Source organism: Mesorhizobium sp. M0227, from assembly GCF_040321855.1.
Lineage (GTDB): Bacteria > Pseudomonadota > Alphaproteobacteria > Rhizobiales > Rhizobiaceae > Mesorhizobium.
Window position 1 is genome coordinate 16,923 of the sequence record NZ_JAMYSJ010000022.1, and the last position, 25,163, is coordinate 42,085.

At 62.4% G+C, this 25,163-nt stretch carries 20 protein-coding genes; 9 read left to right on the forward strand and 11 right to left on the reverse strand.

Annotated elements, in window-relative coordinates; translation table 11 throughout:
• Nucleotides 1–211: 211 nt before the first annotated feature.
• The 6 genes from bamA to lpxB all read left to right on the forward strand — a co-directional run bounded on the left by bamA (nucleotide 212) and on the right by lpxB (nucleotide 7,082).
• Nucleotides 212–2,581, forward strand: coding sequence for an outer membrane protein assembly factor BamA (bamA, locus tag NKJ00_RS24265; RefSeq protein WP_352631543.1), 2,370 nt, complete (start codon nucleotides 212–214; stop codon nucleotides 2,579–2,581).
• Between the two features lie 75 nt (nucleotides 2,582–2,656).
• A complete protein-coding gene (gene lpxD / locus NKJ00_RS24270; RefSeq protein WP_352631545.1) occupies nucleotides 2,657–3,715 on the forward strand; it encodes a UDP-3-O-(3-hydroxymyristoyl)glucosamine N-acyltransferase in 1,059 nt (352 codons plus the stop codon).
• Nucleotides 3,708–4,175 carry a 3-hydroxyacyl-ACP dehydratase FabZ gene (gene fabZ, locus NKJ00_RS24275; protein ID WP_013531753.1) on the forward strand — a complete coding sequence of 156 codons (468 nt, stop codon included), beginning with the start codon at nucleotides 3,708–3,710 and terminating at the stop codon, nucleotides 4,173–4,175. The genes lpxD and fabZ overlap by 8 nt, the downstream gene beginning before the upstream one ends.
• Before the next feature lie 13 nt (nucleotides 4,176–4,188).
• Complete coding sequence (gene lpxA / locus NKJ00_RS24280) at nucleotides 4,189–5,022, forward strand: acyl-ACP--UDP-N-acetylglucosamine O-acyltransferase (protein ID WP_127810460.1); 834 nt, start codon at nucleotides 4,189–4,191, stop codon at nucleotides 5,020–5,022.
• Nucleotides 4,994–5,911: an LpxI family protein gene (locus NKJ00_RS24285; RefSeq protein WP_023812924.1), complete on the forward strand. Its 918-nt coding sequence runs from the start codon at nucleotides 4,994–4,996 to the stop codon at nucleotides 5,909–5,911. The genes lpxA and NKJ00_RS24285 overlap by 29 nt, the downstream gene beginning before the upstream one ends.
• Entirely contained in the window at nucleotides 5,904–7,082 is a 1,179-nt protein-coding gene (gene lpxB, locus NKJ00_RS24290) for a lipid-A-disaccharide synthase (RefSeq protein ID WP_352631548.1), read from the forward strand. Before NKJ00_RS24285 ends, lpxB begins: the two co-directional genes overlap by 8 nt.
• A gap of 82 nt (nucleotides 7,083–7,164) precedes the next feature.
• Here lpxB and gltA read toward each other — a convergent pair whose 3' ends face one another.
• Together gltA and gltX are read right to left on the reverse strand one after the other, a co-directional pair.
• On the reverse strand, nucleotides 7,165–8,493 hold the full coding sequence (gene gltA, locus NKJ00_RS24295; protein ID WP_027036654.1) for a citrate synthase: 1,329 nt from the start codon (nucleotides 8,491–8,493) through the stop codon (nucleotides 7,165–7,167).
• 185 nt (nucleotides 8,494–8,678) lie between these two features.
• Nucleotides 8,679–10,103: a glutamate--tRNA ligase gene (gene gltX / locus NKJ00_RS24300; RefSeq protein ID WP_352631550.1), complete on the reverse strand. Its 1,425-nt coding sequence runs from the start codon at nucleotides 10,101–10,103 to the stop codon at nucleotides 8,679–8,681.
• Nucleotides 10,104–10,204: 101 nt separating this feature from the next.
• Here gltX and NKJ00_RS24305 point away from each other — a divergent pair, with 101 nt between their 5' ends.
• Nucleotides 10,205–12,655: a ComEC/Rec2 family competence protein gene (locus tag NKJ00_RS24305; RefSeq protein ID WP_352631552.1), complete on the forward strand. Its 2,451-nt coding sequence runs from the start codon at nucleotides 10,205–10,207 to the stop codon at nucleotides 12,653–12,655.
• Here the strand turns inward: NKJ00_RS24305 and lexA are convergent.
• From lexA to NKJ00_RS24325, 4 genes are all read right to left on the reverse strand, one after another.
• Nucleotides 12,649–13,389, reverse strand: coding sequence for a transcriptional repressor LexA (gene lexA, locus NKJ00_RS24310; RefSeq protein ID WP_013531746.1), 741 nt, complete (start codon nucleotides 13,387–13,389; stop codon nucleotides 12,649–12,651). The two genes, NKJ00_RS24305 and lexA, sit on opposite strands and share 7 nt — an antisense overlap.
• 412 nt (nucleotides 13,390–13,801) lie before the next feature.
• On the reverse strand, nucleotides 13,802–15,049 hold the full coding sequence (gene kynU / locus NKJ00_RS24315; RefSeq protein WP_352631554.1) for a kynureninase: 1,248 nt from the start codon (nucleotides 15,047–15,049) through the stop codon (nucleotides 13,802–13,804).
• 79 nt (nucleotides 15,050–15,128) lie between these two features.
• Nucleotides 15,129–15,965 (reverse strand): tryptophan 2,3-dioxygenase, encoded by an 837-nt coding sequence (gene kynA, locus NKJ00_RS24320; protein ID WP_027036649.1) that lies wholly within the window; start codon nucleotides 15,963–15,965, stop codon nucleotides 15,129–15,131.
• Nucleotides 15,962–17,587, reverse strand: coding sequence for an AMP-binding protein (locus tag NKJ00_RS24325; RefSeq protein WP_352631557.1), 1,626 nt, complete (start codon nucleotides 17,585–17,587; stop codon nucleotides 15,962–15,964). The genes kynA and NKJ00_RS24325 overlap by 4 nt, the downstream gene beginning before the upstream one ends.
• A gap of 309 nt (nucleotides 17,588–17,896) precedes the next feature.
• Here NKJ00_RS24325 and NKJ00_RS24330 point away from each other — a divergent pair, with 309 nt between their 5' ends.
• A complete protein-coding gene (locus tag NKJ00_RS24330; RefSeq protein WP_023812915.1) occupies nucleotides 17,897–18,727 on the forward strand; it encodes a hormone-sensitive lipase in 831 nt (276 codons plus the stop codon).
• A 48-nt stretch (nucleotides 18,728–18,775) separates the two neighbouring features.
• Here the strand turns inward: NKJ00_RS24330 and NKJ00_RS24335 are convergent, their stop codons facing one another.
• From NKJ00_RS24335 to NKJ00_RS24355, 5 genes are read right to left on the reverse strand one after another with little or no spacing between them, the layout of a single operon-like run.
• Complete coding sequence (locus NKJ00_RS24335; RefSeq protein WP_352631559.1) at nucleotides 18,776–19,981, reverse strand: molybdopterin molybdotransferase MoeA; 1,206 nt, start codon at nucleotides 19,979–19,981, stop codon at nucleotides 18,776–18,778.
• Nucleotides 19,981–20,463, reverse strand: a complete 483-nt coding sequence (gene moaC, locus NKJ00_RS24340; RefSeq protein WP_023812913.1) for a cyclic pyranopterin monophosphate synthase MoaC — start codon at nucleotides 20,461–20,463, stop codon at nucleotides 19,981–19,983. Before moaC ends, NKJ00_RS24335 begins: the two co-directional genes overlap by 1 nt.
• A gap of 2 nt (nucleotides 20,464–20,465) precedes the next feature.
• Nucleotides 20,466–21,278: an indole-3-glycerol phosphate synthase TrpC gene (gene trpC, locus NKJ00_RS24345; protein ID WP_128303633.1), complete on the reverse strand. Its 813-nt coding sequence runs from the start codon at nucleotides 21,276–21,278 to the stop codon at nucleotides 20,466–20,468.
• Between the two features lie 10 nt (nucleotides 21,279–21,288).
• Nucleotides 21,289–22,299, reverse strand: coding sequence for an anthranilate phosphoribosyltransferase (trpD, locus tag NKJ00_RS24350; protein ID WP_023812911.1), 1,011 nt, complete (start codon nucleotides 22,297–22,299; stop codon nucleotides 21,289–21,291).
• Complete coding sequence (locus tag NKJ00_RS24355; RefSeq protein WP_352554852.1) at nucleotides 22,296–24,188, reverse strand: SurA N-terminal domain-containing protein; 1,893 nt, start codon at nucleotides 24,186–24,188, stop codon at nucleotides 22,296–22,298. Before NKJ00_RS24355 ends, trpD begins: the two co-directional genes overlap by 4 nt.
• 145 nt (nucleotides 24,189–24,333) lie before the next feature.
• On the opposite strand from NKJ00_RS24355, the gene tpiA reads away from it, so the two are divergent.
• A complete protein-coding gene (gene tpiA / locus NKJ00_RS24360; RefSeq protein WP_352554853.1) occupies nucleotides 24,334–25,101 on the forward strand; it encodes a triose-phosphate isomerase in 768 nt (255 codons plus the stop codon).
• The last annotated feature ends 62 nt before the right edge of the window (nucleotides 25,102–25,163 follow it).

A 25,163-nucleotide genomic window follows, 5' to 3' on the forward strand; every position in this document is an offset into this window, starting at 1 on the left:
GAAGAAATTTGGCTTCTGCATGGACGATGTTGAGACGCCGTTTACCATGCAAGGGGATATGAGTGACGCGAAAGCCACGCCGCAGGGTTAAGTAAATACAAATTAACCAGAAGCCTTGCGTGTAGGGAAAATCCGGTTAATACGGTAGGGGAAATTACCGCACGTCCGGTTTTCTCGCCGTGGGGACTACGAGAAAAGGTTATTAAGCCCGATGAAGGCAGCATCCAAGTTTCTAAGCGCCGCGTCCGCGGTGACCCTGTCCGCGGCCTTGGTCGTGCCAGGCGCGCTCGCAGTGCAGTTCGTTGCCACATCGGCGGCTGAAGCCGCTGTCGTCAGCAGAGTCGAAGTGAGCGGCAACCAGCGTATCGACGCTGAGACCATCCGCAATTACATCACCATCAAGCCGGGCAAGGCTTTCTCCAGTTCCGATATCGACGGTGCGGTCAAGGCACTGTTCGGCACAGGCCTGTTTTCGGACGTGCAGATCAACCAGGTCGGCTCGACGCTGGTGGTCAAGGTCGCCGAGTACCAGGTTGTCAACCAGGTGCTGTTCCAGAACAACAAGAAGCTCAAGGACAATGCGCTTGCGGCGGCCGTGCAGCTGAAGCCGCGCGGAACGTTCTCGCAGGCGACGCTCGATGCCGACGTGGAATCGGTCAAGGCTGCATACAGGCGCATTGGTCGCGACGATGTAACCGTGACCACGCAGGTCATGCAGCTTGGCGACAATCGCGTAAATGTTGTCTTCAACATCGCTGAAGGCGATCGCACGCAGATCGCGGCAATCAATTTCGTTGGCAATAGCGCCTATTCCAGCCGCCGCCTGTCGGATATCATCAACACCAAGCGTTCGTCCTGGGTTTCCTTCATCCTGCGCGACGACGTCTATGACGACGACAAGCTGCGCGCCGACCAGGAGCTGCTGCGCCGTTTTTACTACAATCATGGGTATGCCGACTTCCAGGTCGTGTCCGCAGTCGGTGAACTCGACAGCGCGACGAACAAGTACACGGTGACCATCACCGTCCAGGAAGGCGACCGCTACACGTTCGGTGATGTCAGCGTCGAGAGCTCGATCCCTGAAGTCGACGGCAAGTCGCTGGAATCGGTGATCGAGACCCATAAGGGTGACGTCTACAACGCCAAGAACGTCGAGGATTCCATCATCGCGCTGACCGAGAAGGTGGCCGGTTCCGGCTATGCCTTCGCGCAGGTCACGCCGCGCGGCGACCGCAATTTCGAGAACCACACCATTTCGGTGGTCTATACGATCGACCAGGGCACCAAGGCCTATATCGAACGCATCGAGATCCGCGGCAACGATCGCACGCGTGACTATGTCATTCGCCGCGAGTTCGACGTCAGCGAAGGCGACGCTTTCAACCAGGTTCTCATCCAGCGTGCAAAGAAGCGCCTGGAAGCCCTCAATTACTTTGAAAAAGTCGACATCTCGACCGTGCCGGGCTCGCAGCCTGACCAAGTCGTTCTGGTGGTCGATGTGGTTGAGAAGTCGACCGGCGAGTTCTCGGTGGGCGCTGGTTATTCGACCGGTGGCGACACGGCCGGCCCGTCGGTCGAAGGCTCGGTGACCGAGCGCAACTTCCTCGGTCGTGGCCAGTTCATCAAGCTGTCGGCGGGCGGCGGCAAGAATTCACGCGACTACAGCCTGTCCTTCACCGAGCCTTATTTCCTCGGACGGCGCATTGCCGCCGGTTTCGACATCTATAAGTCGACGCGGGAGTACGACAACAATTACGATAGTGATACCACAGGTGCGACGATCCGTTTCGGCCTGCCGATCACCGACAGCATCACGACTCAGCTGGCGTACAACATCTCGCAGGAAAAGTATGAAGTTGACGATGGTTGCGGCCCCACCAGTCCTGGGGATCCTGATGGCCCCAACTGCACCATTTCAACGGCCATCCTGAATGGCATAGCGGAAAGTCCGTGGATCAAGTCCTCGGTTAGCCTGGGACTTGTCTACAACACAATCGACGACATGAAGAACCCGCATGAGGGTATCTATGCCAACACGACCGTCGAAGTGGCAGGTCTCGGCGGTGATGCCAAGTTCGTGAAGATCACGGGACGCGGCAGCGTCTATCAGACGTTGTCTGAGTCGCTTGATCTTGTCGGCCTTATTTCGGGCGGCGCCGGTCATGTCGAGGGTTATGGCGATGGCGGTTTGCGCATCTTCGATCAGTTCCAGAGCACCGACCGCATGATCCGTGGCTTCGCCTATGGCGGTATCGGCCCTGTGGATCCTTCCACGGGTGACCATCTCGGTGGTACGACCTACTTCAATGCCTCTGCTGAGGCTCAGTTCCCGCTGCCAGTCGTTCCGGAAAGCTTCGGCCTTCGCGGTGCTGTGTTTGCTGACGCGGCCACTCTCTATGGCAGCAAGGTTACAAGCGTCGCTCAGGAGTCAACGGACATGCAGCTGCGTGCCTCTGTTGGTATCGGCCTGATGTGGGCGTCGCCGTTCGGTCCGATCCGTATCGACTATGCGATCCCGGTCAAGAAGGAAGCGCGCGACGACGTGCAGGAATTCAACTTCGGCATATCGACCCGCTTCTGATCGGCGGCCAACGATGCTCCCGGGTCTTCATGGCCCGGGGGAAATGTTCCGACCTAGCTGGATATAGCTTCTGGAATGACCGATCCGGTGTTCTTCGCGCCATCACGCCGGTATACGGCGGGCGAAGTCGCGAATCTGACCGGCTCGGTGCTCGTCGATTCCGGCCACTCAGATATTTCGATCGAAGCGCTCGCGCCGGCCAGCGAGGGGGGCGAGAATGCGCTCGTCTTTGTCGACGGCAAGCGTAATTCCGCGCTGATGCCGTCGCTGCGGGCAGCCGCGGTCCTGTGCCCGGCGGAATTTGCCGGCAAGGCGCCGGCAAGCGTTGCCGTTCTGGTTCATCCGCGTCCGCAACAGGCCTTCGCGCTGATCGGGCGTCTGCTGTTTCCGAGGGCGGCGACACCAGGGCCGATGACCAGTGAAACCGGTGTCTCGCCGCACGCTCATGTCGATGCGACCGCCCATGTCGAAGCCGGTGCCGTCATCGAGGCCGGCGCGGTTATCGGGCCAGGTGCTTCGATCGGCAGCGGTACTGTCATCGCCCCAAATGCGGTCATCGGACAATCCTGCCAGATCGGCCGCGACGGCTATGTCGGTCCAGGCGCCAGCATCCAGTATGCCTTGATCGGCAATCGCGTCATCATTCATGGCGGCGCCAGGATAGGCCAGGATGGTTTTGGGTTCGTCGGCGGGGCCAAGGGGCCCGAGCGCGTGCCGCAGATCGGCCGTGTCGTTATCCAGGACGACGTCGAGATCGGCTCCAACACCACCGTCGATCGCGGCGCCATGTCCGATACGGTCATCGGCCAGGGCACCAAGATCGACAATCTCGTGCAGATCGCCCATAACGTCCGCATCGGCCGCAATTGCATAATAGCCGGGCTTTCGGGTATTTCGGGTTCCGTGGTGGTGGGTGACAATGTCACCATGGGCGGCGGCGTCGGGCTTGCGGATCACCTGACCATAGGGACAGGGGCCAAGCTTGCCGCCAGAAGTGGATTTATGAGCAATGTCCCTGCAGGCGAGATCTGGGGCGGCTATCCGGCACAGCCGATGGCGGAAGCCATGCGGGAGATAGCCATGCTGCGCAAGCTCGCCAGGACCCGCAAACAGGGCGAGGGAGGCAATGGCTGACATGATCGCGTCGACGACGCTGGAAGCGGTCGACATCATGGGGCTGATGAAGCTCCTGCCGCACCGCTATCCGTTCCTGATGATCGATCGTATCGTCGACATCGATGGCGACGAATCCGCCATCGGCATCAAGAACGTGACCATAAACGAGCCACATTTTCAGGGCCATTTCCCTGAGCAGCCGGTCATGCCGGGTGTGCTCATCGTTGAGGCGATGGCGCAGACGGCCGGCGCCATCTGTATCCGCAGCCTGGGCACCGAAAAGCCGTCGCTGGTCTATTTCCTGACCATCGACAACGCCAAATTCCGCAAACCGGTCGTTCCCGGCGACCAGTTGAAGATCTATGTCAAGAAAATCAAGAAACGCGGCAATCTGCTCAAATTCGCTTGTGAAGCCATGGTCGACGGCGCCAAGGCGGCCGAGGCCGAGATTTCAGCCATGATGGTCACCAGCGACTGACGATCGAGTGCTTATGAAAATCAAGACATCCATTCATGCTTCCTCCATTGTCGAGGAAGGCGCTCAAATCGGCCAAGGTGCGCGCATCGGACCGTTCTGCCATGTCGGTGCCGATGTGGTGATCGGCGACGACGTCGAACTGGTCAGTCATGTCTCGGTGATGGGCGCGACGTCGATCGGCGCCTCGACCAAGGTCTACCCGATGGCGACATTGGGCGCGCCGCCGCAGAACACCAAGCACAAGGGCGGCCGAACCACCTTGGTCATCGGCAGGAACTGCACGATCCGCGAAGGCGTGACCATGCATCTCGGTACCGATTCCAGCCGCGGCGAGACGACGGTCGGCGACAATGGCAATTTCCTTGCCTACGCCCATATCGCCCATGACTGCGTCGTCGGCAACAACGCGACGTTCGCCAATGGGGCGACGCTGGGCGGCCACTGCGAGGTCGGCAACAATGTCTATATCGGCGGCCTGACCGCTGTGCATCAGTTTGTTCGCATCGGCGACAACGCCTTTCTGGGCGGCTGCTCGGCGATCGTCGGCGATGTCATTCCCTTTGCCATCGCGGTCGGCAACCGCGCCAGCCTGCGCGGTCTCAACATCATCGGCCTCAAGCGTTCCGGTCTGCCGAGGTCCGAAATCCTTGTGCTGCGCAAGGCTTACAGGATGATCTTCGATCGTTCCCGCACCGTTGGCGAGAACATCGAATTCGCCAAGGCGGAGTTCGCGTCGTCGCCGACCGCCATGAAGATCATCGATTTCATCACCAGTCGCGGCAAGCGGCACTATGCTGTGCCGTCGCTCAAGGGCGGCGATGGCGACGATGTCGATGACGAAGACTGAGACAGCGGCAGCGCGTCTTGATCTTCCGCCGGGCTCCAGGGTCGGCATCATTGCCGGCGGCGGCAGTCTGCCGGTCGAAGTCGCGGCCGGTTCGGCTGAACAAGGTTATCCGCCCTTCGTCATCCTGATGGAAGGCGAAGTCGACCGCATCGCGGAACTCTCCCGATACGATCACGAAAACCTCGCTCTGGAAGGTATAGGCTCGCTCGTCCCATTGCTGCGGCGGCACCGGATCACCCATCTGGTGCTTGCAGGCGAGATCAAGCGCCGGCCGCGATTGCTTGCGCTGCGCCCCAGTCTCAGCCTGCTCGCGGTGATTCCTTTGGTCGTCATGGCGCTCGCGCGTGGCGATGATGGTCTTCTAAAGATCTTGGCACGGGGCCTCGAAGCGCGTGGAATAAAGGTCGTTGGCGCCCACGAAGTAGTGCCGAATCTTGTCGCCGCCGAAGGCGTGCTGACCAAGACCGAACCGCGAAAATTGGACTGGCGCGATATTGAGGCGGGCCTTGCGGCAGCAAAGGCCATCGGGGCGCTGGATGTCGGCCAGGCGGCGATCGCCGTTGGCGGCCGGGCAATCGCGCTGGAAGGCATCGAAGGAACAGCCGGCCTGCTTGATCGTGCGAAGCTGCTGCGCGGCCACGGCCGTATTGCGGGCAAGACCCGCGGCGTCCTCGTCAAGTGCGCCAAGCCTGGTCAGGAACTGCGCGCCGATCTTCCATCCATCGGTCCGCAGACGGTCGAGGCAGCGCACGCGGCCGGGCTCGCCGGCATTGCCGTCGAGGCGGGACGCTCGCTGATCCTCGAAGGTCCTGAAACCATCGCACGCGCCAATGCACTCGGCCTGTTCGTCCTTGGCCTGCCTGTCGCCACGGAGCCGCGTAATGGCTGACAGGGTATTGAAGATCGCGATCGTTGCCGGAGAGGAGTCCGGCGACCTGCTCGGCGCCGACATAGTACGCTCGCTCAGGCAGGCGGCCGGGCGCGAGGTGCAACTCGTCGGCCTCGGCGGCCGTCATTTGCAGGCGCTGGGACTGGTCTCGCCATTCGATGCCGGTGAGATCGCCCTCATGGGGTTCAGTGCCGTCCTGCGCGACCTGCCGCGCCTGATACGGCGGATCAGGCAACTGGCCAAGACCGTTGCCGACGAAAAGCCGGACTGCCTTGTCACCATCGACAGTCCGGACTTTTCGTTGCGCGTCGCCAAAAAGGTGCGTGCGGCCAACCCGTCGATTCCGATCATCCACTATGTCTGCCCGAGCGTATGGGCGTGGCGGCCGGGCAGGGCGGTGGCGATGAAGCCCTATGTCGACCACATCCTCTGCATCCTGCCTTTCGAGGTCAAGGAGCTCGATCGGCTCGGCGGGCCACCGGGCACTTATGTCGGGCATCGCCTGACCCACGATGCGGGCTTGCTGGCCGCAGCCAAGGCGCAGGAGCTGCCGCGCGACCTTTCTCCTGATCGCGTCAAGACCCTGCTCGTCCTGCCCGGTTCGCGGCGTGGCGAGGTACGGCGGCTGCTCGACCCGTTCGGCGAGACGGTGTCGATTCTGCGTGCGCGTGGCCACCGCCTGCGGCTGCTGCTGCCGACCGTTCCGCATGTCGCCGACCTCGTCAAATCCTCCGTCAACCGCTGGGATGAAAAGCCTGAGATCATCGTCGATCCCCAACGCAAATGGCAGGCTTTCGGCAAAGCCGATGCGGCGCTGATCGCGTCCGGGACGGTATCGCTGGAACTGGCGCTGGCCGGCGTGCCGATGATTTCCTGCTACAGGCTCGACCCGGTCGCGCGCGTCTTGGCGCCGTACCTCGTTTCCGTCTGGTCGGCGCTGCTGCCCAATCTGATATCGGATCGAGCGCTTATTCCGGAATTCTACGACGGCTACATCAAGCCGAACAATCTGGCCCGGCAATTGGAAGCCCTGTTCGCCGACAGCGGCATGCGCGCCTGGCAGAAGAATGGATTTGCAGAGATCACGCGGCGCATGGCGACGGATAGACCGTCCGGCGAGATCGCCGCGCAGGTGGTGATGCGGTATATCAAGAGAGGGAATAGTCAGTAGGGAGTAGGGAAGTTGACCGTGCCTACTGCCTACTGCCTACTGCCTACTGCCCAATCCCCAATCCCCAATCCCTACTCCCAATTCACCGCTTGGCGATCGGCACGTAGTCACGCTCGGGTGCGCCGGTATAGAGCTGACGCGGGCGGCCGATCTTCTGGCGCGGATCCTCGATCATCTCTTTCCACTGGGCGATCCAGCCGACGGTGCGGGCGACCGCGAACAGCACGGTGAACATGGTGGTGGGAAAGCCCAGCGCCTTCAGCGTGATGCCGGAATAGAAGTCGACATTCGGGTAGAGCTTCTTCTCGATGAAATAGGAATCGGTCAGCGCGATCTTTTCCAGCTCCATGGCGATGTCGAGCAGCGGATCGTCCTTGATGCCGAGCTCGCCCAGAACCTCATGTGCCGTCTTCTGCATGATCTTGGCGCGCGGATCGTAGTTCTTGTAGACGCGGTGGCCAAAGCCCATCAAGCGGAAGGGGTCGTCCTTGTCCTTGGCGCGGGCGATGAATTCGGGGATATGATCGACATGGCCGATCTCGCCAAGCATGTTGAGCGCCGCTTCATTGGCGCCGCCATGCGCCGGTCCCCACAGGCAGGCTATACCGGCGGCGATGCACGCAAACGGGTTGGCGCCCGACGAGCCGGCGAGACGAACGGTCGAGGTCGAGGCGTTCTGCTCGTGGTCGGCGTGCAAAATGAAGATGCGCTCCATGGCGCGCGCCAGCACCGGGTTGATCTTGTATTCCTCGCACGGCACGGCAAAGCACATGTGCAGGAAGTTGGCGGCGAAGTTGAGCTCGTTCTTCGGGTAAATGAACGGCTGGCCGATGTGGTATTTGTAGGCCATCGCCGCGATCGTCGGCATCTTGGCGATCAGCCGCATGGAGGCAACCATGCGCTGGTAGGGGTCGGAGATGTCGGTGGAGTCGTGGTAGAAGGCCGACAGCGCGCCGACCACGCCGCACATCACCGCCATCGGATGCGCGTCGCGGCGGAAGCCGGTGAAAAAGCGCGACATCTGCTCATGCACCATGGTGTGGCGCGTCACGCGGTAATCGAAATCGTCCTTCTGCGCCTTGGTCGGCAATTCACCGTAGAGCAGGAGATAGCAGACCTCGAGGAAGTCGCCATGTTCGGCCAACTGGTCGATCGGATAGCCGCGGTGCAGGAGGATGCCGGCGTCGCCGTCGATGAAGGTGATTTCGGACTCGCAGCTTGCCGTCGAGGTGAAGCCGGGATCGTAGGTGAAAGCGCCGGTGGTGGAGTAGAGCGAGGCGATGTCGATGACATCAGGCCCGACCGAACCACTTCGCACCTTGAATTCATGGGTCTTGCCGGCGAATGCAAGCGTTGCCGTGGCCTCCTGGGTCTTGCCGCCCAAATCCATTTTTTTCGCAGCTTCGGTCATTGCAAACTCCTTCTTGTTTCCTCATGCCGGCAAAGGCAAAATTCTGCAGAGCGACACGTCGAAAATCACCGCAATGCGCGTATTCGCCACCGCATTTCAGGAGGTGCGTGCCAGATTGGGCCAAGGCCTAATGTTGCACTGCGAAACCCGCCTTTCAATGCCAATCTTCTTGGGCCAGTTTGCTCCTAATCGATTTGATCTGAGATGCGCGCCAGGCTTTCCTCGCGGCCGAGCACGGCGAGCACATCGAACACGCCCGGCGAGGTGCTTTTGCCGGTCAAAGCGGCGCGCAAAGGCTGGGCCACCGCGCCGAGTTTGTGACTGCCGGCCGCAGCCACCTCACGGATCGCCGCCTCCGCCGAGGCGGCTGTCCAGTCACTCGCAAGCCCGTTCAAAGCTTCGTGAGCACTGCGCAGGATCTTGCGGGCATCGTCGGTGAGCAGAAGGGCCGCCTTGTCGTCGATCGGCAGCGGTCGCGTGGCAAACAGGAAGGCCGCGCCGTCGACGAGCTCGACCAGCGTCTTGGCGCGCTCCTTCAGGCCCGGAAGCGCTGCCAGCAACTGCGCCTTGGTGCTGTCGTTCAGGCGTGCTGCGATCGCCGGGCCACCTTCGAGATAGGGCAGGGTGGCGATGAAGATGTCGAACAGCTCGGCATCGCTCATGCGGCGCATATGCGCGCCGTTGATCGCTTCCAGTTTGGCGAAGTCGAAGCGCGCCGCGCCCTTGTTGACATCGCCGATGTCAAACCACGAGATCATATCCTTGATCGACATGATCTCGTCGTCGCCATGGCTCCAGCCAAGGCGCGCCAGGTAGTTGAGCAGCGCCTCCGGCAGGTAGCCCATGGCGCGATAGGCCTCGACGCCAAGCGCGCCGTGCCGCTTCGACAGCTTGGCGCCATCGGCGCCGTGGATCAGGGGGATATGCGACATGGACGGCACGTCCCAGCCCATGGCGTTGTAGATCACGGTCTGGCGAGCGGCATTGGTCAGATGATCGTCGCCGCGAATGATATGGGTGACGCCCATATCATGATCATCGACGACGACGGCATGCATGTAAGTGGGATTGCCGTCAGAACGCAGGATGATGAAGTCATCGAGATCTTTGTTGGGAAAGCGCACCTCGCCCTGGACACGGTCATGGACGATGGTCTCGCCTTCGGTCGGCGCCTTGATGCGGATGGCGCCCTTGACGCCTGCGGGCGCCTCAGAGGGGTCGCGGTCGCGCCAGCGGCCGTCATAGCGGGGCGGCAGCCCCTTGGCTCTGGCAGCCTCGCGCATGGCCTCCAGTTCGGCTGGCGTGGCATAGCAATAATAGGCCATGCCCATGCGCACGAGCTCCTCGGCCACCTCGCGGTGGCGCGGCGCACGCTCGAACTGTGACACCGGCTCGCCGTCCCAGCTCAGGCCAAGCCAGGAAAGCCCGTCGAGGATGGCAGCCGTCGCGGCTTCATTGGAGCGTTCACGGTCGGTGTCTTCGATGCGCAGCAGCATCGTGCCGCCAGTGTGCTTTGCATACAGCCAGTTGAACAGCGCCGTGCGCGCGCCGCCTATGTGCAGATAGCCGGTGGGCGAGGGGGCAAAACGGGTGACGACCTTGTCGGACATGAAACTCTCGGAAACCATCTGAAGCGGGTGCGGTTGCGCGGACTTTCGCGCGCCCGGCGTTCATGTAGCATAGGGTGTCGAGGGCGCAAGGGGCAGACCCGATGGCTGGACGAGGCTGGGGCTCGGATCAGGGCGAGGACGCTGCCATCGGCGTCAGCGAACGGTCCCTCTTTGCGCCTCTGCCATTGCCGTCGCCCCTCCTGCCGGATCCCGGCCAAGCGCCGTTACAAGCGGATGTCGCCGCCTCTGTTCCTGTTGCCGAAACCGGCAGGATCGTTCGCGTGCGCCGGCAAATCAGCCTGACATCACTGCCTCGCCTGCGCCACAGCGTGAACACGGCGGCGAGCCTGGAACTCGACCGGGGCGTGGCCTTCCTGCTGGTGCCGGTCTGCCTGGCGATCGGAGCGATCGGCTATTTTTCGCTGACGGCTGAACCCGACTTTGCGAGACCTGTCGCGGTTGTCATTCTGACGGGGATCTGTGCGCTGGTCTCGCGCTCATGGCCAAAGACCCATCTGTGTTTCATGGCGGCACTTTTGTGCGCCCTAGGACTGCTTGCTGCCAAGGTCGAGACGTGGCGTGCGGGCACACAAATGTTGGGCTCGGAAATTTCGACGCAAGTCACCGGCCGCGTCGTCTCGCTCGACCGGATGGAAACCGGCCGTATCCGGCTGACCATCGACGTGACATCGACCGCAAGACCGAAACTGCGCTATGCGCCGGAACGGGTGCGGCTTTCGGCACGCAAGATCCCGGCTGACGTGACCGCCGGCTCCCTCATCACCGGATATGCCAAGCTCTTGCCGCCGACCGGGCCGGTGCGGCCGGACAGCTATGACTTCTCCTTCGACAGCTACTTTGCCGGCATCGGTGGCAGCGGGTTCTTTCTCGGCAATCCAAAGCTTGTCGTCAACGATGACGGCGACATGCCGCTGCCGGCCCGAATTTCCTCTAGCGTGGAAAATGCCCGTGAAGGCATCGCCGACCATATCAGGGCGAGCGTCGGCGGCGCCGAAGGCGAGATCGCCGCGGCGCTGATCGTCGGCGTGCGCGCCGGCATTCCCGATGACATCAATGAGGCGATGCGACGTACCGGCATCTACCACATCATCTCCATTTCGGGACTGCACATGGCTCTGGTCGCAGGCACCATCATGGGTTTGCTGCGCGGCGCCTTCGCCTTGTTTACCGACTTTTCCGCGCGTCGCCCGGTCAAGAAGTATGCCGCCGCCGCCGCACTGTTCTCGATCGCGGCCTATCTCATCATCTCGGGAGTCGTCGTTGCCGCCGAGCGCAGCTTCATCATGCTGGCGGTGATGCTGATTGCCGTGCTGTTCGATCGAGCAGCACTCACCATGCGCAATCTGGCGATCTCGGCGATCGCCGTCATCGTGGTGTCGCCGCATGAGGTGGTCGGCCCGAGTTTTCAGATGTCGTTCGCCGCGACCGCGGCTCTGGTCGGCGCCTATGCCGGCTGGGCGGATCACCGCGCGGGAAAAGCAAGACCGCCGCCGCCAAAGCGATCCGTGCCCGGTTTCCTGACGCGAAAATTCCTGCTGGCGGCAACCGGCCTTGCCATGACCTCGATCATCGCGGGAAGCGCGACGACGCTGTTTGCCATCTGGCATTTTCAGCGTGTCTCGCCGCTCAGCCTGTTTGCCAATCTCGCGGTAATGCCGATCGTCACCGTCGTCATGTTCCTGGCCGTCGCCAGCGCGCTGTTGATGCCTTTCGGATTGGATTGGCCGGCTCTCTACCTGATGGGTAAGGGCCTGACGATGATGATCGCCATATCAGGCTGGATCTCCGAGCGTTCGCCTGTCGATGGGGTCGGGCTGATTTCGCAGCAGTCGGTCCTGTTGGTGGCAATTGCCCTGGTCATCGCGACAATGGCGACAACTTGGCTGCGGCTCGCTGCTCTGCCATTCGCGCTGGCAGGCTTGCTGACCGTCTCGGATACGCGCACGCCGGATGTGCTAATCTCGGAAGACGCCCGGCTGGTGGCGTTGCCGATCGGTGGCGGTGAGCTTGCCGTCAGCCGGGAACGGCCGAACGAATTCACCGTCGACAACTGGAAACGCGCCCTGACATCAGAAACCATCGTCGTGCCAGAGGTGTTCGACAACAGCGATGGGCAATTCGATGTCGCGGATGCCGTTGATCTGCCGCTGGGATCGCCGTTCTATTGCTCCTCAGGCGTTTGCGTGGCCAGGCACATGTCCGGTGCGATCATTGCCTATGTCGAGGACCGCAAGGACGCCTGGAAAGCCTGCGGCTTCGCCGAGCTGATCGTCATCAATGACGCCACCGCGTATGACGCCTGTCACAATCCGCTGGTTCTCGTCATCACCAAGCGGCAACTGGCTCGCAAAGGCAGTGCCGCGGTCTTCTTCGATCGCCAATCGGCGACCACGCCGGCGACGATCAGCTTCGCGGTGGACAGCCCATATCGGCCCTGGCACACGCAACGCAAATACTCTCGTGAGGCAAGGGGGCTGGCACCCTTCAAGAAACCGGAGAAGCCAGCGGCCAACCCACAGCCGCCTCAGTAGCGGCGGATCAGGCCGACGAGCTTGCCTTGCACCTTGACCCTGTCCGGGCCGAAAATACGGGTTTCATAGGCCGGATTGGCGGCTTCGAGAGCAATCGAAGCGCCCTTGCGGCGGAACCGCTTCAGCGTCGCTTCCTCTTCATCGACCAGCGCCACGATGATCTCGCCGGGGCTCGCCGTGTCGGCATTGCGGATGATGACGGTGTCGCCGTCGAAGATACCGGCCTCGATCATCGAGTCTCCCTTGACCTCCAGCGCATAGTGGGCGCCGCCCATGATCATGTCCGGCGGCACCGAGATCGAATGCGTCTGATGCTGGATGGCATCGATCGGCACACCGGCAGCGATACGGCCCATGACCGGGATCGACACGGCGGAGACCGCATCGTCATCATTGCCGGGCGAGGGCATCCGCGAAGGCGCCGGCTTGATCTGCCGGCCAAGGGCGCCACCCTGACCGAGACTGCCCTGGATGACGCTTGGCGAAAACTTCTTTGCCGCGTTGAGACCGGGCGCGATCGAGTCCGGCAATCGCAGCACTTCCAGCGCGCGTGCCCGGTTGGGCAACCGGCGAATAAAGCCGCGCTCCTCAAGTGCGGTGATCAGCCGATGAATCCCGGATTTGGAGGCAAGGTCAAGCGCCTCCTTCATCTCGTCGAAGGATGGCGGAATGCCGCTCTCCTTCAGGCGTTCATGGATGAACATCAGCAGTTCATGTTGCTTGCGCGTCAGCATGGCGGCCCCCAGGTTACCTGAAACCAGAATCGAAAAACAAACCCAGAACAAACCCTATCTGTTCCAGTTGTGTTCTGCAACCGTTTAAAGTTTAATGAATTTGTTAAGGCTGCTGAAATTATTTGGCGCTTGCCAGCGGGTCGCGATCAACAGGCGCTAGGCACGGCGATGCGCCTGCTCACATTGAAATTATTATGGTTAATGACCTGTGGCTCATCCTCGACCCAAGGCTTGGCATTATTAGTCTATCGACCTCCACAAAGGACGATATCAATCTTCGGGACGTTCGTTTGCCGTGAACGAAACGGAGCCAAAACGCCAACGTCTGTTGGCATTTGTGGCTGGAAATTCAGCCCTCCGTCATCTGCCAAGGCAGTGAGGGCGGCGGCGGTGGATCGCGGGGATCGTTGCGTCAGGTAACGGCTTCCTTGACCGCGAAACGGCGGTCCTTCCATGCGCCCGTGCGCAGAATATCCTCCAGCACCTCAACCGCCAGCCACACATCCTTGTAGCCGACATAGAGCGGCGTGAAGCCGAAACGGATGGTCGATGGCGCACGAAAATCACCGATGACGCCGCGCTCGATCAGCGCCCGCATGATTTGATAGCCGTGATCGTGAAGGAACGACACCTGGCTGCCGCGCCTGGTCGCGTCGCGGGTGGTCTCCAGCGTGAGACCGTAGGCGCCGCACCTGGCTTCGACGAGCTGGATGAACAGTTCTGTCAACGCGACACTCTTCTTTCGCAATGCCGCCATGTCGACGTCATTCCAGATGGCAAGCGCGCCTCTGAGCGCCCGCATCGACAGGATCGGCTGAGTGCCGCACAAAAAGCGGCGGATGCCGGTGCCGGCAACATAACCCCGTTCGAAGGCAAAGGGCCGCGCATGGCCCCACCAGCCGCTGAGCGGCTGGCTGATATCGCCGTGGTGGCGCTGCGCGGCATAGATGAAGGCCGGTGCGCCCGGACCGCCGTTGAGGTACTTGTAGGTGCAGCCGATGGCGAAATCGGCATTTGCGTGATCGAGCTCGACGGGCAGGGCGCCGGCGGTGTGGCAAAGATCCCAGACGATCAGCGCTCCGGCCGCATGAGCTTTGCGCGTCAGCGCCGCCATGTCGCGCAGTTCACCCGATTTGTAATTGACGTGATTGACCAGCACCACCGCGACGTTTTCGTCGATCAGCTCTTCGATGGTCGGCGCGTCGACACCCGCGAGGCGCAGCAGGACGCCATCCCGGGTCGAGGCCACGCCTTCGGCGATGTACAGGTCGGTGGGAAAACTGTCACCTTCGGCGACGATGGCCGACCGGCCGGGCCGCATCTCCATCGCCGCGTGCAGCACCTTGTAGATGTTGGTCGATGTCGTGTCGCAGACAACGGTCTGGCCGGCCGCGGCTCCTATCAGGCGTCCGAGCTGGTCGCCGAGTTCGATTGGCATCTCGAACCATCCGGCCGTGTTCCAAGCTCGGATGAGATCCTGGGCCCATTCTTGGGTCGCCGCCTGCTGCAGCTCGCTGAAAACGGCATGAGACGCTGCCCCCAGTGAATTGCCGTCGAGATAGATCATCCCCTCCGGCAGAATGAAACGGTCGCGCATGGCCCGCAGCGGATCCGTGGCATCCATCGCTTCGACTGCGGCGAGATCAGGAATTCCACTCATGGTCGGTCAGTCCCCGGTTGTTCGCGAAGGGTTTTCCGCCACAGCGCGTCCCCTCGGTGTGCCTGTTTTCATTTCGACGTCAGAGCCGGGTGCGGACCGTCCACAGCTCCGGGAACAGCACGACCTCGAGCATTTTCTTCAGATACGAAGCACCCGACGTGCCGCCGGTGCCGCGTTTCAGGCCGATGATGCGCTCCACCGTGGTGACGTGGTTGAAGCGCCAGCGGCGGAAGTAGTCCTCGAAGTCGACCAGCTTCTCGGCCAGTTCGTAGAACATCCAGTAGCGCTGCGGATCGCGGTAGATGGTCTGCCAGGCGACCAGCACCTCTTCATTCTCGGTTCGCGTCTCACGCCAGTCCGTGCGCCTGGCATCGGCACCGATGTCGAATCCGTTGCGCGCCAAAAGCAGCAGTGCCTCGTCATAGAGCGACGGCTCGGCCAGGATCGCTTCCAGCTTCCCGCTCAGGTCGGGCCGATGCTTGTGCGGCCCGAGCATTGCCAGGTTTCGGTTGCCGGCCATGAACTCGATGGCGCGATACTGCCAGGACTGGAAACCCGAGGACTGGCCGAGCGCGTCGCGGAACTCGGTGTATTCGCTGGGCGTCATCGTCCGCAGCACGTCCCAGGCATTGTTCAGCTGCTCGAAGATGCGCGCAACGCGCGACAGCATCTTGAAGCTCGGCTCGAGCCGGTCGGCGCGGATCGAGCGGATCGCGGCGCCGATCTCGTGCAGAGCGAGCTTCATCCAGAGCTCGGAGGTCTGATGCTGGATGATGAACAGCATCTCGTCATGCGCCGATGACAGCGGCGTCTGGGCCTCCAGCACTTTCTCCAGGTGCAGATAGTCGCTGTAGGACATGCGCTCCTTGAACGACATCTGGGCGCCTTCGGACGCCGGATCGTATGGCTCGCTCAATTGATTTTCTCCGTGCGCAGCCGGAAGCGCTGGATCTTTCCGGTCTGGGTCTTGGGCAGAGCGGCGATGAATTTTACCGATCGCGGATATTTATAGGGCGCGATCGTTGCCTTGACATGGTCCTGCAGGCGCTTGGTGGTGAGGGCGTCGGGCGCGACGCCCTGCACCAGCACGACATGCGCCTCGACGATCTGGCCGCGTTCGGCGTCCTCTGCACCGATCACCGCGCATTCGGCGACGTCCGGATGCGCCAGCAGCGCCGCCTCGACCTCGGGACCGGCGATGTTGTAGCCGGCGCTGACGATCATGTCGTCGGAGCGTGCGGCGAAATGGAAGAAGCCGTCCTCGTCCTGCGTGAAGGTGTCGCCGGTGAGGTTCCAGCCGTCGCGCACATATTCCTTCTGCCTGTCATCGGCCATGTAGCGGCAGCCGGTCGGGCCGCGCACCGCCAGCCTGCCGGTCGTGCCGCGCGGCACCTCGCGCATCTCGTCGTCGAGGATGCGCGCCTCGTAGCCGCCCACCGGCTTGCCGGTCGACGCAGGCCTCATGTCATCGAAGCGGTTGGAGATGAAGATGTGCAGCATTTCGGTGGCGCCGATGCCGTCGAGGATCGGCTTGCCGGTCTTTTTCGTCCACTCTTCGAAAACCGGAGCGGGCAAGGTTTCGCCGGCCGAAACGGCAACGCGCAGCGACGACAAATCGGCTCCTTCATCCATGGCCTTCAGCATAGCGCGGTAGGCGGTCGGCGCGGTGAAGGAGATCGTCGCTTTGTAGGTCTCGATGATGTGGATCATGTTGGGTGGCGTCGCCTGCTCCAGAAGCGTCGCCGCCGCACCGAAGCGCAGCGGAAAGATAGCGAGCCCGCCAAGGCCGAAGGTGAAGGCCAGCGGCGGCGAGCCGACGAAGATGTCGTCCGGCGTCACCTCCAGGATTTCGCGAGCATAGGCGTCGGCGATGATCAGCAGGTCGCGGTGGAAATGCATCGTCGCCTTCGGAACGCCTGTCGTGCCCGAGGTGAAGCCGAGCAGCGCGACATCGTCGCGGCCGGTGTCAACTGCGGTGAACGTTACCGGCTTGTCGAGAGCGGCACGATCGAGTTCAGCATCATGGTTGGCGGTGCCGTCGAAACCGATGACCTGCTTGAGGAATGCGCTGTCCTTGGCGCACACGGTCATCTCGTCCATCAGCCTGGTGTCGCAGAGCGCGACGGTGATCTCGGCCTTGTCGACGATCTTGGCGAGTTCGCCGGCGCGCAGCATCGGCATGGTGTTGACGACCACGGCTCCGACCTTGGTGGCGGCCAGCCAGCAGGCGACCATGGCGGGGTTGTTGGCCGAGCGGATCAGCACCCGGTTGCCCGGCTTGACTCCGTAATTCTCGACCAGCGCGTGGGCCAGCCTGTTCGTCCAGTCGGATAGTTCCTTGTAGGTGCGGCGGCGGCCATTGCCGATGAGGGCGGTGTGGTCGCCGAGACCTTTTTCGACCAGCCTGTCGGTCAGTTCGACACCGGCGTTGAGGCGTTCGGGATAGTCGAAGCCGTCGAGCAGGATTTCAGGCCATTGCTCCGGCGGCGGCAGGTGATCGCGCGTGAACGTGTCGATATGCGCTGAAGGCCCAAGCATGTCGCCGCTCTCCCGTCTGCTGCCTGGCCAGTGCGCGACGCGCCTTGGCTGGCTGTGGTGGATCCTAAGGTCCTGCTCTGAGGAAGCTTCGTACTACCCATCGCACCTGCTGAGATGCGCCCAGAAAGGGTGAACATCTGCAGGTTCGGGCAGCACAGCAGACCTCCCATTGTCGGCTGTTCGTTGGGGCAGGATCGCACCAGTCGAAATTTGTTTCAAGCCTAAAATGTTTTTGCTCAGGGCATTGACGCATGGCATGGCGGTGGCCATTGCTAGCAAGTAGCGATGCCGTCTTGGGGAAGGGCGCAGATGTTCGAACGTCACATCGTCGATTGGGATGATGCCTATGCCAACGGTGCGAATATCGCCGGCAGTGATCGCTGGCCGGCCGCATGGGCGAAGCCGGCGCAAGCATTCCGTGATGCGCTGTCGGCGCAGGGCCGGGCACGGCTCGACATCGCCTATGGCGAAGGGCCGCGCAATCGGCTCGATCTTTTCATTCCTAGTGCCGCGCCCAAAGGGCTGGTGGCGATTATCCATGGCGGTTACTGGCTGGAGACCGACAAGAGTTTGTGGTCTCACCTTGCCAATGGCGCGGTCAGCAACGGTTTTGCCGTTGCGATGCCGTCCTACACGCTGTGCCCGGACATACGCATCGCCGGCATCGTCAGGGAGATTGGGGCGGCAATCGGCGAGGCAGCGGCAATGGTCGACGGACCGCTGATGCTGACCGGACATTCGGCCGGCGGCCATCTCGCCACCCGGATGGTGACGACAACCACGCCGTTGGCTGCCGATGTGGCGCGGCGCATACGCCACGTCGTTTCGATTTCAGGCTTGCATGACCTGCGTCCGATCATGCGCACCGGCATGAACAAGGAACTGGCAATCGACGAAGAGGAGGCGCTGGCTGAAAGCCCGGCGCTGCTGCGCCCGATAAATGGCGCCCGCATCACCTGTTGGGCCGGTGGCGGCGAGCGCGCCGAATTCCTGCGCCAGAATGCGCTGCTTGCCAACATCTGGACCGGCCTCGGCGCCACCACCAGCGTCGTGGTCGAGCCCGACCGGCATCATTACAGCATTGTCGACGGCCTTGCCGACCCGGCGCATCCGCTGACGCAGAGCTTGATCTCGAACTAGAGCCGGGATCACTTTCTCGTCTGTTATGAGTGGCTTGTCTGGGATTCCTCAGCGCAGCATCAAAACGCTGCAAGCCTCGCCAGCAGCTGCTGCAGGGGCAAACGGCGCCCGCACGATCAGCCCGTTGGCGTCGGCCAGCATTCTCAGCATCGAGGAATCCTGGATACCGAACGGCGTCGCCACCGGTACGCCGTCATCTTCCCTGACCACGGCTCGGACATAGTCCTGGCGCAAATCATTGGCCGGCATTGCGGCGCCCAATCGCGCTTGGCGAACGTCCTGGCGATGATTGCGGCCGCCGAGCCGCGCCAGCAGCGGCTTCAGGAACAACTGCGAGCAGACCAGGCTTGCCACCGGATTGCCGGGCAGGCCGATGCACCTGATGTCGCCGAGGCGGCCGAACATCAGGGGCTTGCCGGGGCGCATGGCGATCTTCCAGAAGCCGAGCGTCATGCCTTCGCCGGTCAGCACGTCGTGGATCAGGTCGTGATCGCCGACCGAGGCGCCACCAAGCGTCACGATGACATCCGCACCGGCCGCGACCGCTTGTCTGATCAGGGCAGCGATAGCCTCTTTGCGATCGGCGGCAATGCCGAGATCGAGCGCGCGGGCGCCGACCGAGTGTGCGGTGGCAGCGACGCCATAGGCATTGGACGAGATGATCTGGTCCGGGCCGAGATCACTGCCCGGCGGCAGCAATTCGTCGCCGGTGGCGATAATGGCGACCAGCGGCCGTTTCACCACGCTGACCCGGGGATGGTTGGCCGATGCAGCCAGCGACAGTGCCGCCGGGTCGAGCAAGCGGCCTTTCTCCAGCAGCATGTCGCCTGTTGAAAAATCGAGGCCGATGCGGCGGATATTGCGCCATTGCGCTGTCGGCTCGATCACTTCGATATCGCCGCCGCCGAGGTCGCGGACATTCTCCTGGATGACGATGGTGTCGGCGCCTTCGGGCAGCGGCGCGCCGGTGAAGATGCGCACGGCCTGCGTCTGGCCGACCGTGCCGTCGAAGCCACGTCCAGCCGGCGCTATGCCGATCACCGACAGCCTGGATGGGACCGACGTGACGTCGGCGGCGCGCGCCGCATAGCCGTCCATGGCGGAAGCATTGAAAGGCGGCTGGGTGCGAAGAGCAACGACCGGTTCCGCCAGAACACGATCCACCGCCTCGAACAGAGGAACGCTTTCGCCGGCTAGAGGTGCCGCACCATCGAGCAGGCGTTCAAGCGCCTCCGCGATAGGAACCAGCGCCATCAGGCGCTCGCCTTGTAGTCACCCGACTTGCCACCCGTCTTTTCGACCAGGCGGATGCCGGTGATGACCATGGCGCGGTCGACTGCTTTCGCCATGTCGTAGATGGTCAGGCAGGCTACCGAAGCGGCGGTCAGCGCTTCCATCTCGACACCCGTCTTGCCGGTGACGCGCGCCAGCGCGGTGACCTTCAGGCCCGGCAAAGCATGGTCGGGCTCGATGTCGACGGAAACCTTGGTCAAAAGCAGCGGGTGGCAGAGCGGGATTAGTTCATGCGTCTTCTTCGCCGCCATGATACCAGCGATGCGCGCGGTGCCGAGCACATCGCCCTTCTTGGCGTTGCCGGCGAGGATCATCTTCAGCGTCTCGGGCTGCATCGCGACAAAGCCTTCGGCGATCGCCGTGCGCGTTGTTTCTTCCTTGTCGCCGACATCGACCATGTTGGCCTCGCCCTGCGCGCCGAGATGGGTAAGGCCTGATACCATCGTCAGATAGCCTCGGCCAAAGCCTTGCCTGTCAGAAGCAGGCGCGTCGCCGCGGTGACGTCCTGTTGCCGCATCAGGCTCTCGCCGACAAGAAAAGTGCCGATGTCGCTCTTTTGCAGCCTGAGGCAGTCGTCATGCGAGAAAATACCGCTCTCGCTGACCAGCAAGCGGTCGGCCGGCACCATTGTCGCCAGCCGCATGGAAGTGTCGAGGCTGGTCTCGAATGTACGCAGATTGCGGTTGTTGATGCCGATCAGTCGCGACGACAATTTTAGCGCGCGCTGCGTCTCGGTCTCGTCATGCACTTCGACCAGTGCATCCATGCCGAGTTCGAACGCCGTCGCCTCGAGTTCGCTCGCCAGGGCGTCGTCGACGCTGGCCATGATGATCAGGATGGCATCCGCGCCCCAGGCGCGGGCTTCGTAGACCTGATACGGATCGAACAGGAAATCCTTGCGCAGCGCCGGCAGCGCGACGGCGGCTCGCGCCCGGGTGAGAAATTCAGGCGCACCTTGGAAGGACGGTGCATCGGTCAGCACCGAAAGACAGGCAGCACCACCCTTGGCATAGGCCTGCGCCAGAGCCGGTGGATCGAAATCGGCACGGATCAGACCCTTGGAGGGGCTCGCTTTCTTGATCTCGGCGATCAGCGCGAAGGCGCCGGATTTGCGCTTCGCTTCCAGTGCGGCAAGAAAACCGCGCGGTGCGTCGGCATCTTTTGCCCGGACCTTGATTTCGGCCAACGGCACGCGTGCCTTTGCCGCCGCGATCTCGTCGCGCTTGTAGGCCTCGATCTTGCGAAGAATGTCAGACACGCTCTATCCGTTATCCGTTCGAAATCTCGACCAGCCTGTCGAGCACTTGCAGGGCACGGCCGCTATCGATGGCTTGCGCCGCCGCCGCGATGCCGTCGCCAAGCGTCGTCGCCTTGCCGGCCACAACCAGTCCGGCACCGGCGTTCATCAGCACGGTGTCGCGATAGGCGCCGGCGCCGCCGCCCAGCATATCGCGCAAGGCCTTGGCGTTGTAGTCCGCATCGCCGCCGCGCAACTCATCCTTGCTATGGCGCGCCAGCCCAACCGCTTCAGGGGTCAGCGTGAAGCTGCGGATTTCGCCGCCGATCAGTTCGGCGACCTGCGTCTCGCCGGTGGTGGTGATCTCGTCATAGCCGTCGCCATGGGCGACCCAGACATGCTCGGCACCCAGCGCCTTCAGTGTCTCGGCAACCGGCAGGATCCATTCCGGCAGGAACACACCGACCAGCTGCCGCTTGACGCCGGCCGGATTGGAGAGCGGCCCGAGCAGGTTGAATATGGTGCGGGTGCCGAGTTCGACGCGGGTCGGGCCGACATGCTTCATCGCAGGATGATGCGCGGGCGCGAACATGAAGCCAACGCCTGCCTCGTGGATGCAACGGCTAATGAAATCGGGCGAGATGTCGATCTTGACCCCGAGCGCCACCAGCACATCGGCTGCCCCTGTCAGCGACGACAGGCCGCGATTGCCGTGTTTGGCAACCGGCACGCCGCTGCCGGCAACGACGAAGGCCGATGCCGTCGAAATGTTGACGCTGTGAGAATTGTCGCCGCCGGTACCGACGATGTCGACGGCATCGGTGGGCGCGTCGACGTGCAGCATCTTGGCCCGCATGGTTGCGACGGCGCCGGAAATCTCGCTCACCGTCTCGCCGCGCACGCGCAGCGCCATCAGGAAGCCGCCGATCTGGCCGGGGGTCGCATCACCCGACATGATGATGTCGAAAGCCTCGCGCGCTTCCTCAAAGGAAAGCGCGCTACCGGTCGCGATCTTGGCGATATGGGTTTTCAGCGCGCTCATCTTGTCGAGGCTTGGGCGACGGCGGCCTGGTCGATGCGAACGTCGTACTGTGTCTGCAACTGTGCCACCAATTGGTCGAGCAGATCATCCGACATGCCGGAGGTGAAGGATTTCTGTGCGTCATCCGGCACCGAGCTGGCATCGGCTCCGGCGGGCTCGAACACTTCGGCGACCTTGTACAGGATCTGCCCGTCGCCGGTGGGCGAGGGGATCAGGCCGGTGCCGCCTTCGCCAACGCCGAACATCGCTGCCGCACCCTCCTTACCGAAGTCGACGTCGTCAGCCTCACGCTTGACACCGCGCTTGGTCTGCTTTTCGAGCTTCAGTTCGCTGGCGATGACATCGAGCGTTGCGCCGGCCTTGAGCCGCTTTTCCAGCTCGTCAGCCTTGGCGGCCAGCCGCTTGCTTATTTCCGCCGCGGTCCAGTCGGTGACGGCTTTCTGACGAACCTCATCCAGCGTGCGGTCGCGAGCCGGCGTGATGGACGCCACCTCATAGAAGACGAAGCCGTTGTCGGCTGTGGTCAAGGCATCGTTTTCCGTGTTGGGTTCGGCGTCGAAGACCGCTTTGATCAGCTCCGGCGATTGCGGCAGGTCCTTGACGATGCTTGCATCTGGCCGCAGCCCACTGCGATCGATGGCGTCGATGGTGACGATCTTCAGCTTCAGCTTGGCCGCGGCCTCTGCCAGCGAACTGCCGGCGGCGCGGGTGTCATCGTAATTGTCGCGCACGTCCAGAAGGATGCGGCTTGCCTCGCCCAGCGCCAGATCCTTGCGGATCTGATCGGACACCTCGGCCAGTGGCTTCACCACCTCGGGCTTGATCTCGGTGACGCGCAGCAGCACCGGACCGAAGGCGCCTTGCACGACCTGGCTGACTTCATTGGCATTGAGCGAAAAGGCCGCGTCGGCGACCGCCTTGTCGGCGATCTTGTCCTTGGCAAGCGTGCCGAGCAGCGTGTCTGCCGGCGTCTTGCCTTCCGCCGTGACCAGCTTGTCGAAAGTAGCGCCGGCCTTGAGCGAATCGAGTGCGGCCTTGGCCGCATCCGGCGTCTTGAATACAAGCTGCTCGACGGTGCGCAGTTCCGGCGTGGTGTAACGCGCCTTGTTCTTGTTGTAGTCGTCGCTGACCTGGCTGTCGGTGACGGCGGTCGTGTCCATGATGTCGACGGGTTCGAGGCGGACATAGGAGAATTTGCGGTATTCGGGTGCCGCATATGTCTTCTTGTTGGCTTCGAAATAGGCCAAGAGCACGCTATCGGACGGTGCCGCGATCGGCTCGACCAGTGCCTTGGGCAGCGTCAAATAGTCGATGGTGCGGTCTTCGCCGCGATAGAGTGCAACAGCCTTGAAGAAAGTGTCCGGAGCCTTGAGGCCATCCGAGACAGCCTCGACGATCTGCTGGCGCACCGCCACCTGGGCACGGTTCTTCAGATAGTCCTCGGGCCGCATGCCAATCTGCTGCAGCATGTATTCGAATGTTCTGCGGTCGAACTGGCCGCCCGGGCCCTTGAATGCCGGGTCTTCGCGCGTCAACTCGGCCAACCGGTCCTTGGAAAGTCCGAGGCCCAGCTTGCGGGCCTGTTCGTCGAGAACGGCGCCCGAGACGAGTTGCGCCAGCACCTGGTTGTCGACACCGAGTGCCTTTGCCTGTTCGTGGCTGAGACGCTGGCCGAACTGCTGCGACATGACAGCGAGTTGGCGATCATAGGCGAGACGGTATTCGTTGATCGACACTTTGGTGCCGCCGGCGGCAATGACCGAATCATGGCCGGCCAAACCGCCCATCAGCCGTCCGGAAACGCCCCAGACCAAAAAGCTGAGCACCAGCAGCACCAACAGCCCTTTCGCGACCCAGGTGCCTGCCGCGCTTCTCAATATACCAAGCATTTTTACTTCCGATTTATGCGCATTTTCGCATGCGCCGAGTCTGAAACAAGCGCAATAGCGCCCTTCCGGCCCACTGTCGATTGCTTTGTGGCCTGATTTTGGTAGTGAGGTCCAGAGCCCCGATATCATCCGGAGAAGCAAACCCATGACGCCAGGAATTCGCCCGCTCGTCGCCGGCAACTGGAAAATGAACGGCACCAGCGCCTCCCTCAACGAGCTCCGGATGATCGGCAACGGCTTCATGAGCGGACTTGATGCGGAGACCGAAGCGTTGGTTTGCGTTCCCGCGACCCTGCTTGCCCACGCCGCGGAGATCCTGTCACGCACGCCGGTGCATGCCGGCGGTGAGGATTGCCATACCAAGGAGAGCGGCGCCTACACCGGCTGCATCTCGGCGGAAATGCTCAGGGATGCCGGTGCGAGCCATGTCATCGTCGGCCATTCCGAATGCCGCGAGCAACGCGGCGAGGATGACGCCACTGTCCAGGCCAAGGCATCCGCCGCATGGCGTGCCGGGCTTGTTGCCATCATTTGCGTCGGCGAAACGCATGAACAGCGTGAAGCGGGCGCCACGCTGGATGTGCTGTCGCGGCAGGTCGATGGTTCGGTCCCGCCAAGCGCCACCCCGTCCAACACCATCATTGCCTATGAGCCGGTATGGGCGATCGGCACCGGCCTGACGCCGACAGCCGGCGATGTGGCGGCAGCACATGCACATATCCGCGAAAAGCTGTCGGAAAAGCTCGGCGGCGTCGCGGCGAAGATGCGCATTCTCTATGGCGGCTCGGTCAAGCCTTCCAACGCGGTCGAATTGCTCGGCGTCAGGAATGTCGACGGGGCGCTGGTCGGCGGCGCCAGCCTGAAAGCGGCGGATTTCCTAGCTATTGCCGAGGCCTATCGCAATATTGCTTGAAGACATTCGCCACGCCGGACAGGGCTTCCGGTGCCTGAAATCGTTGCAAAGGACGGGTTGCT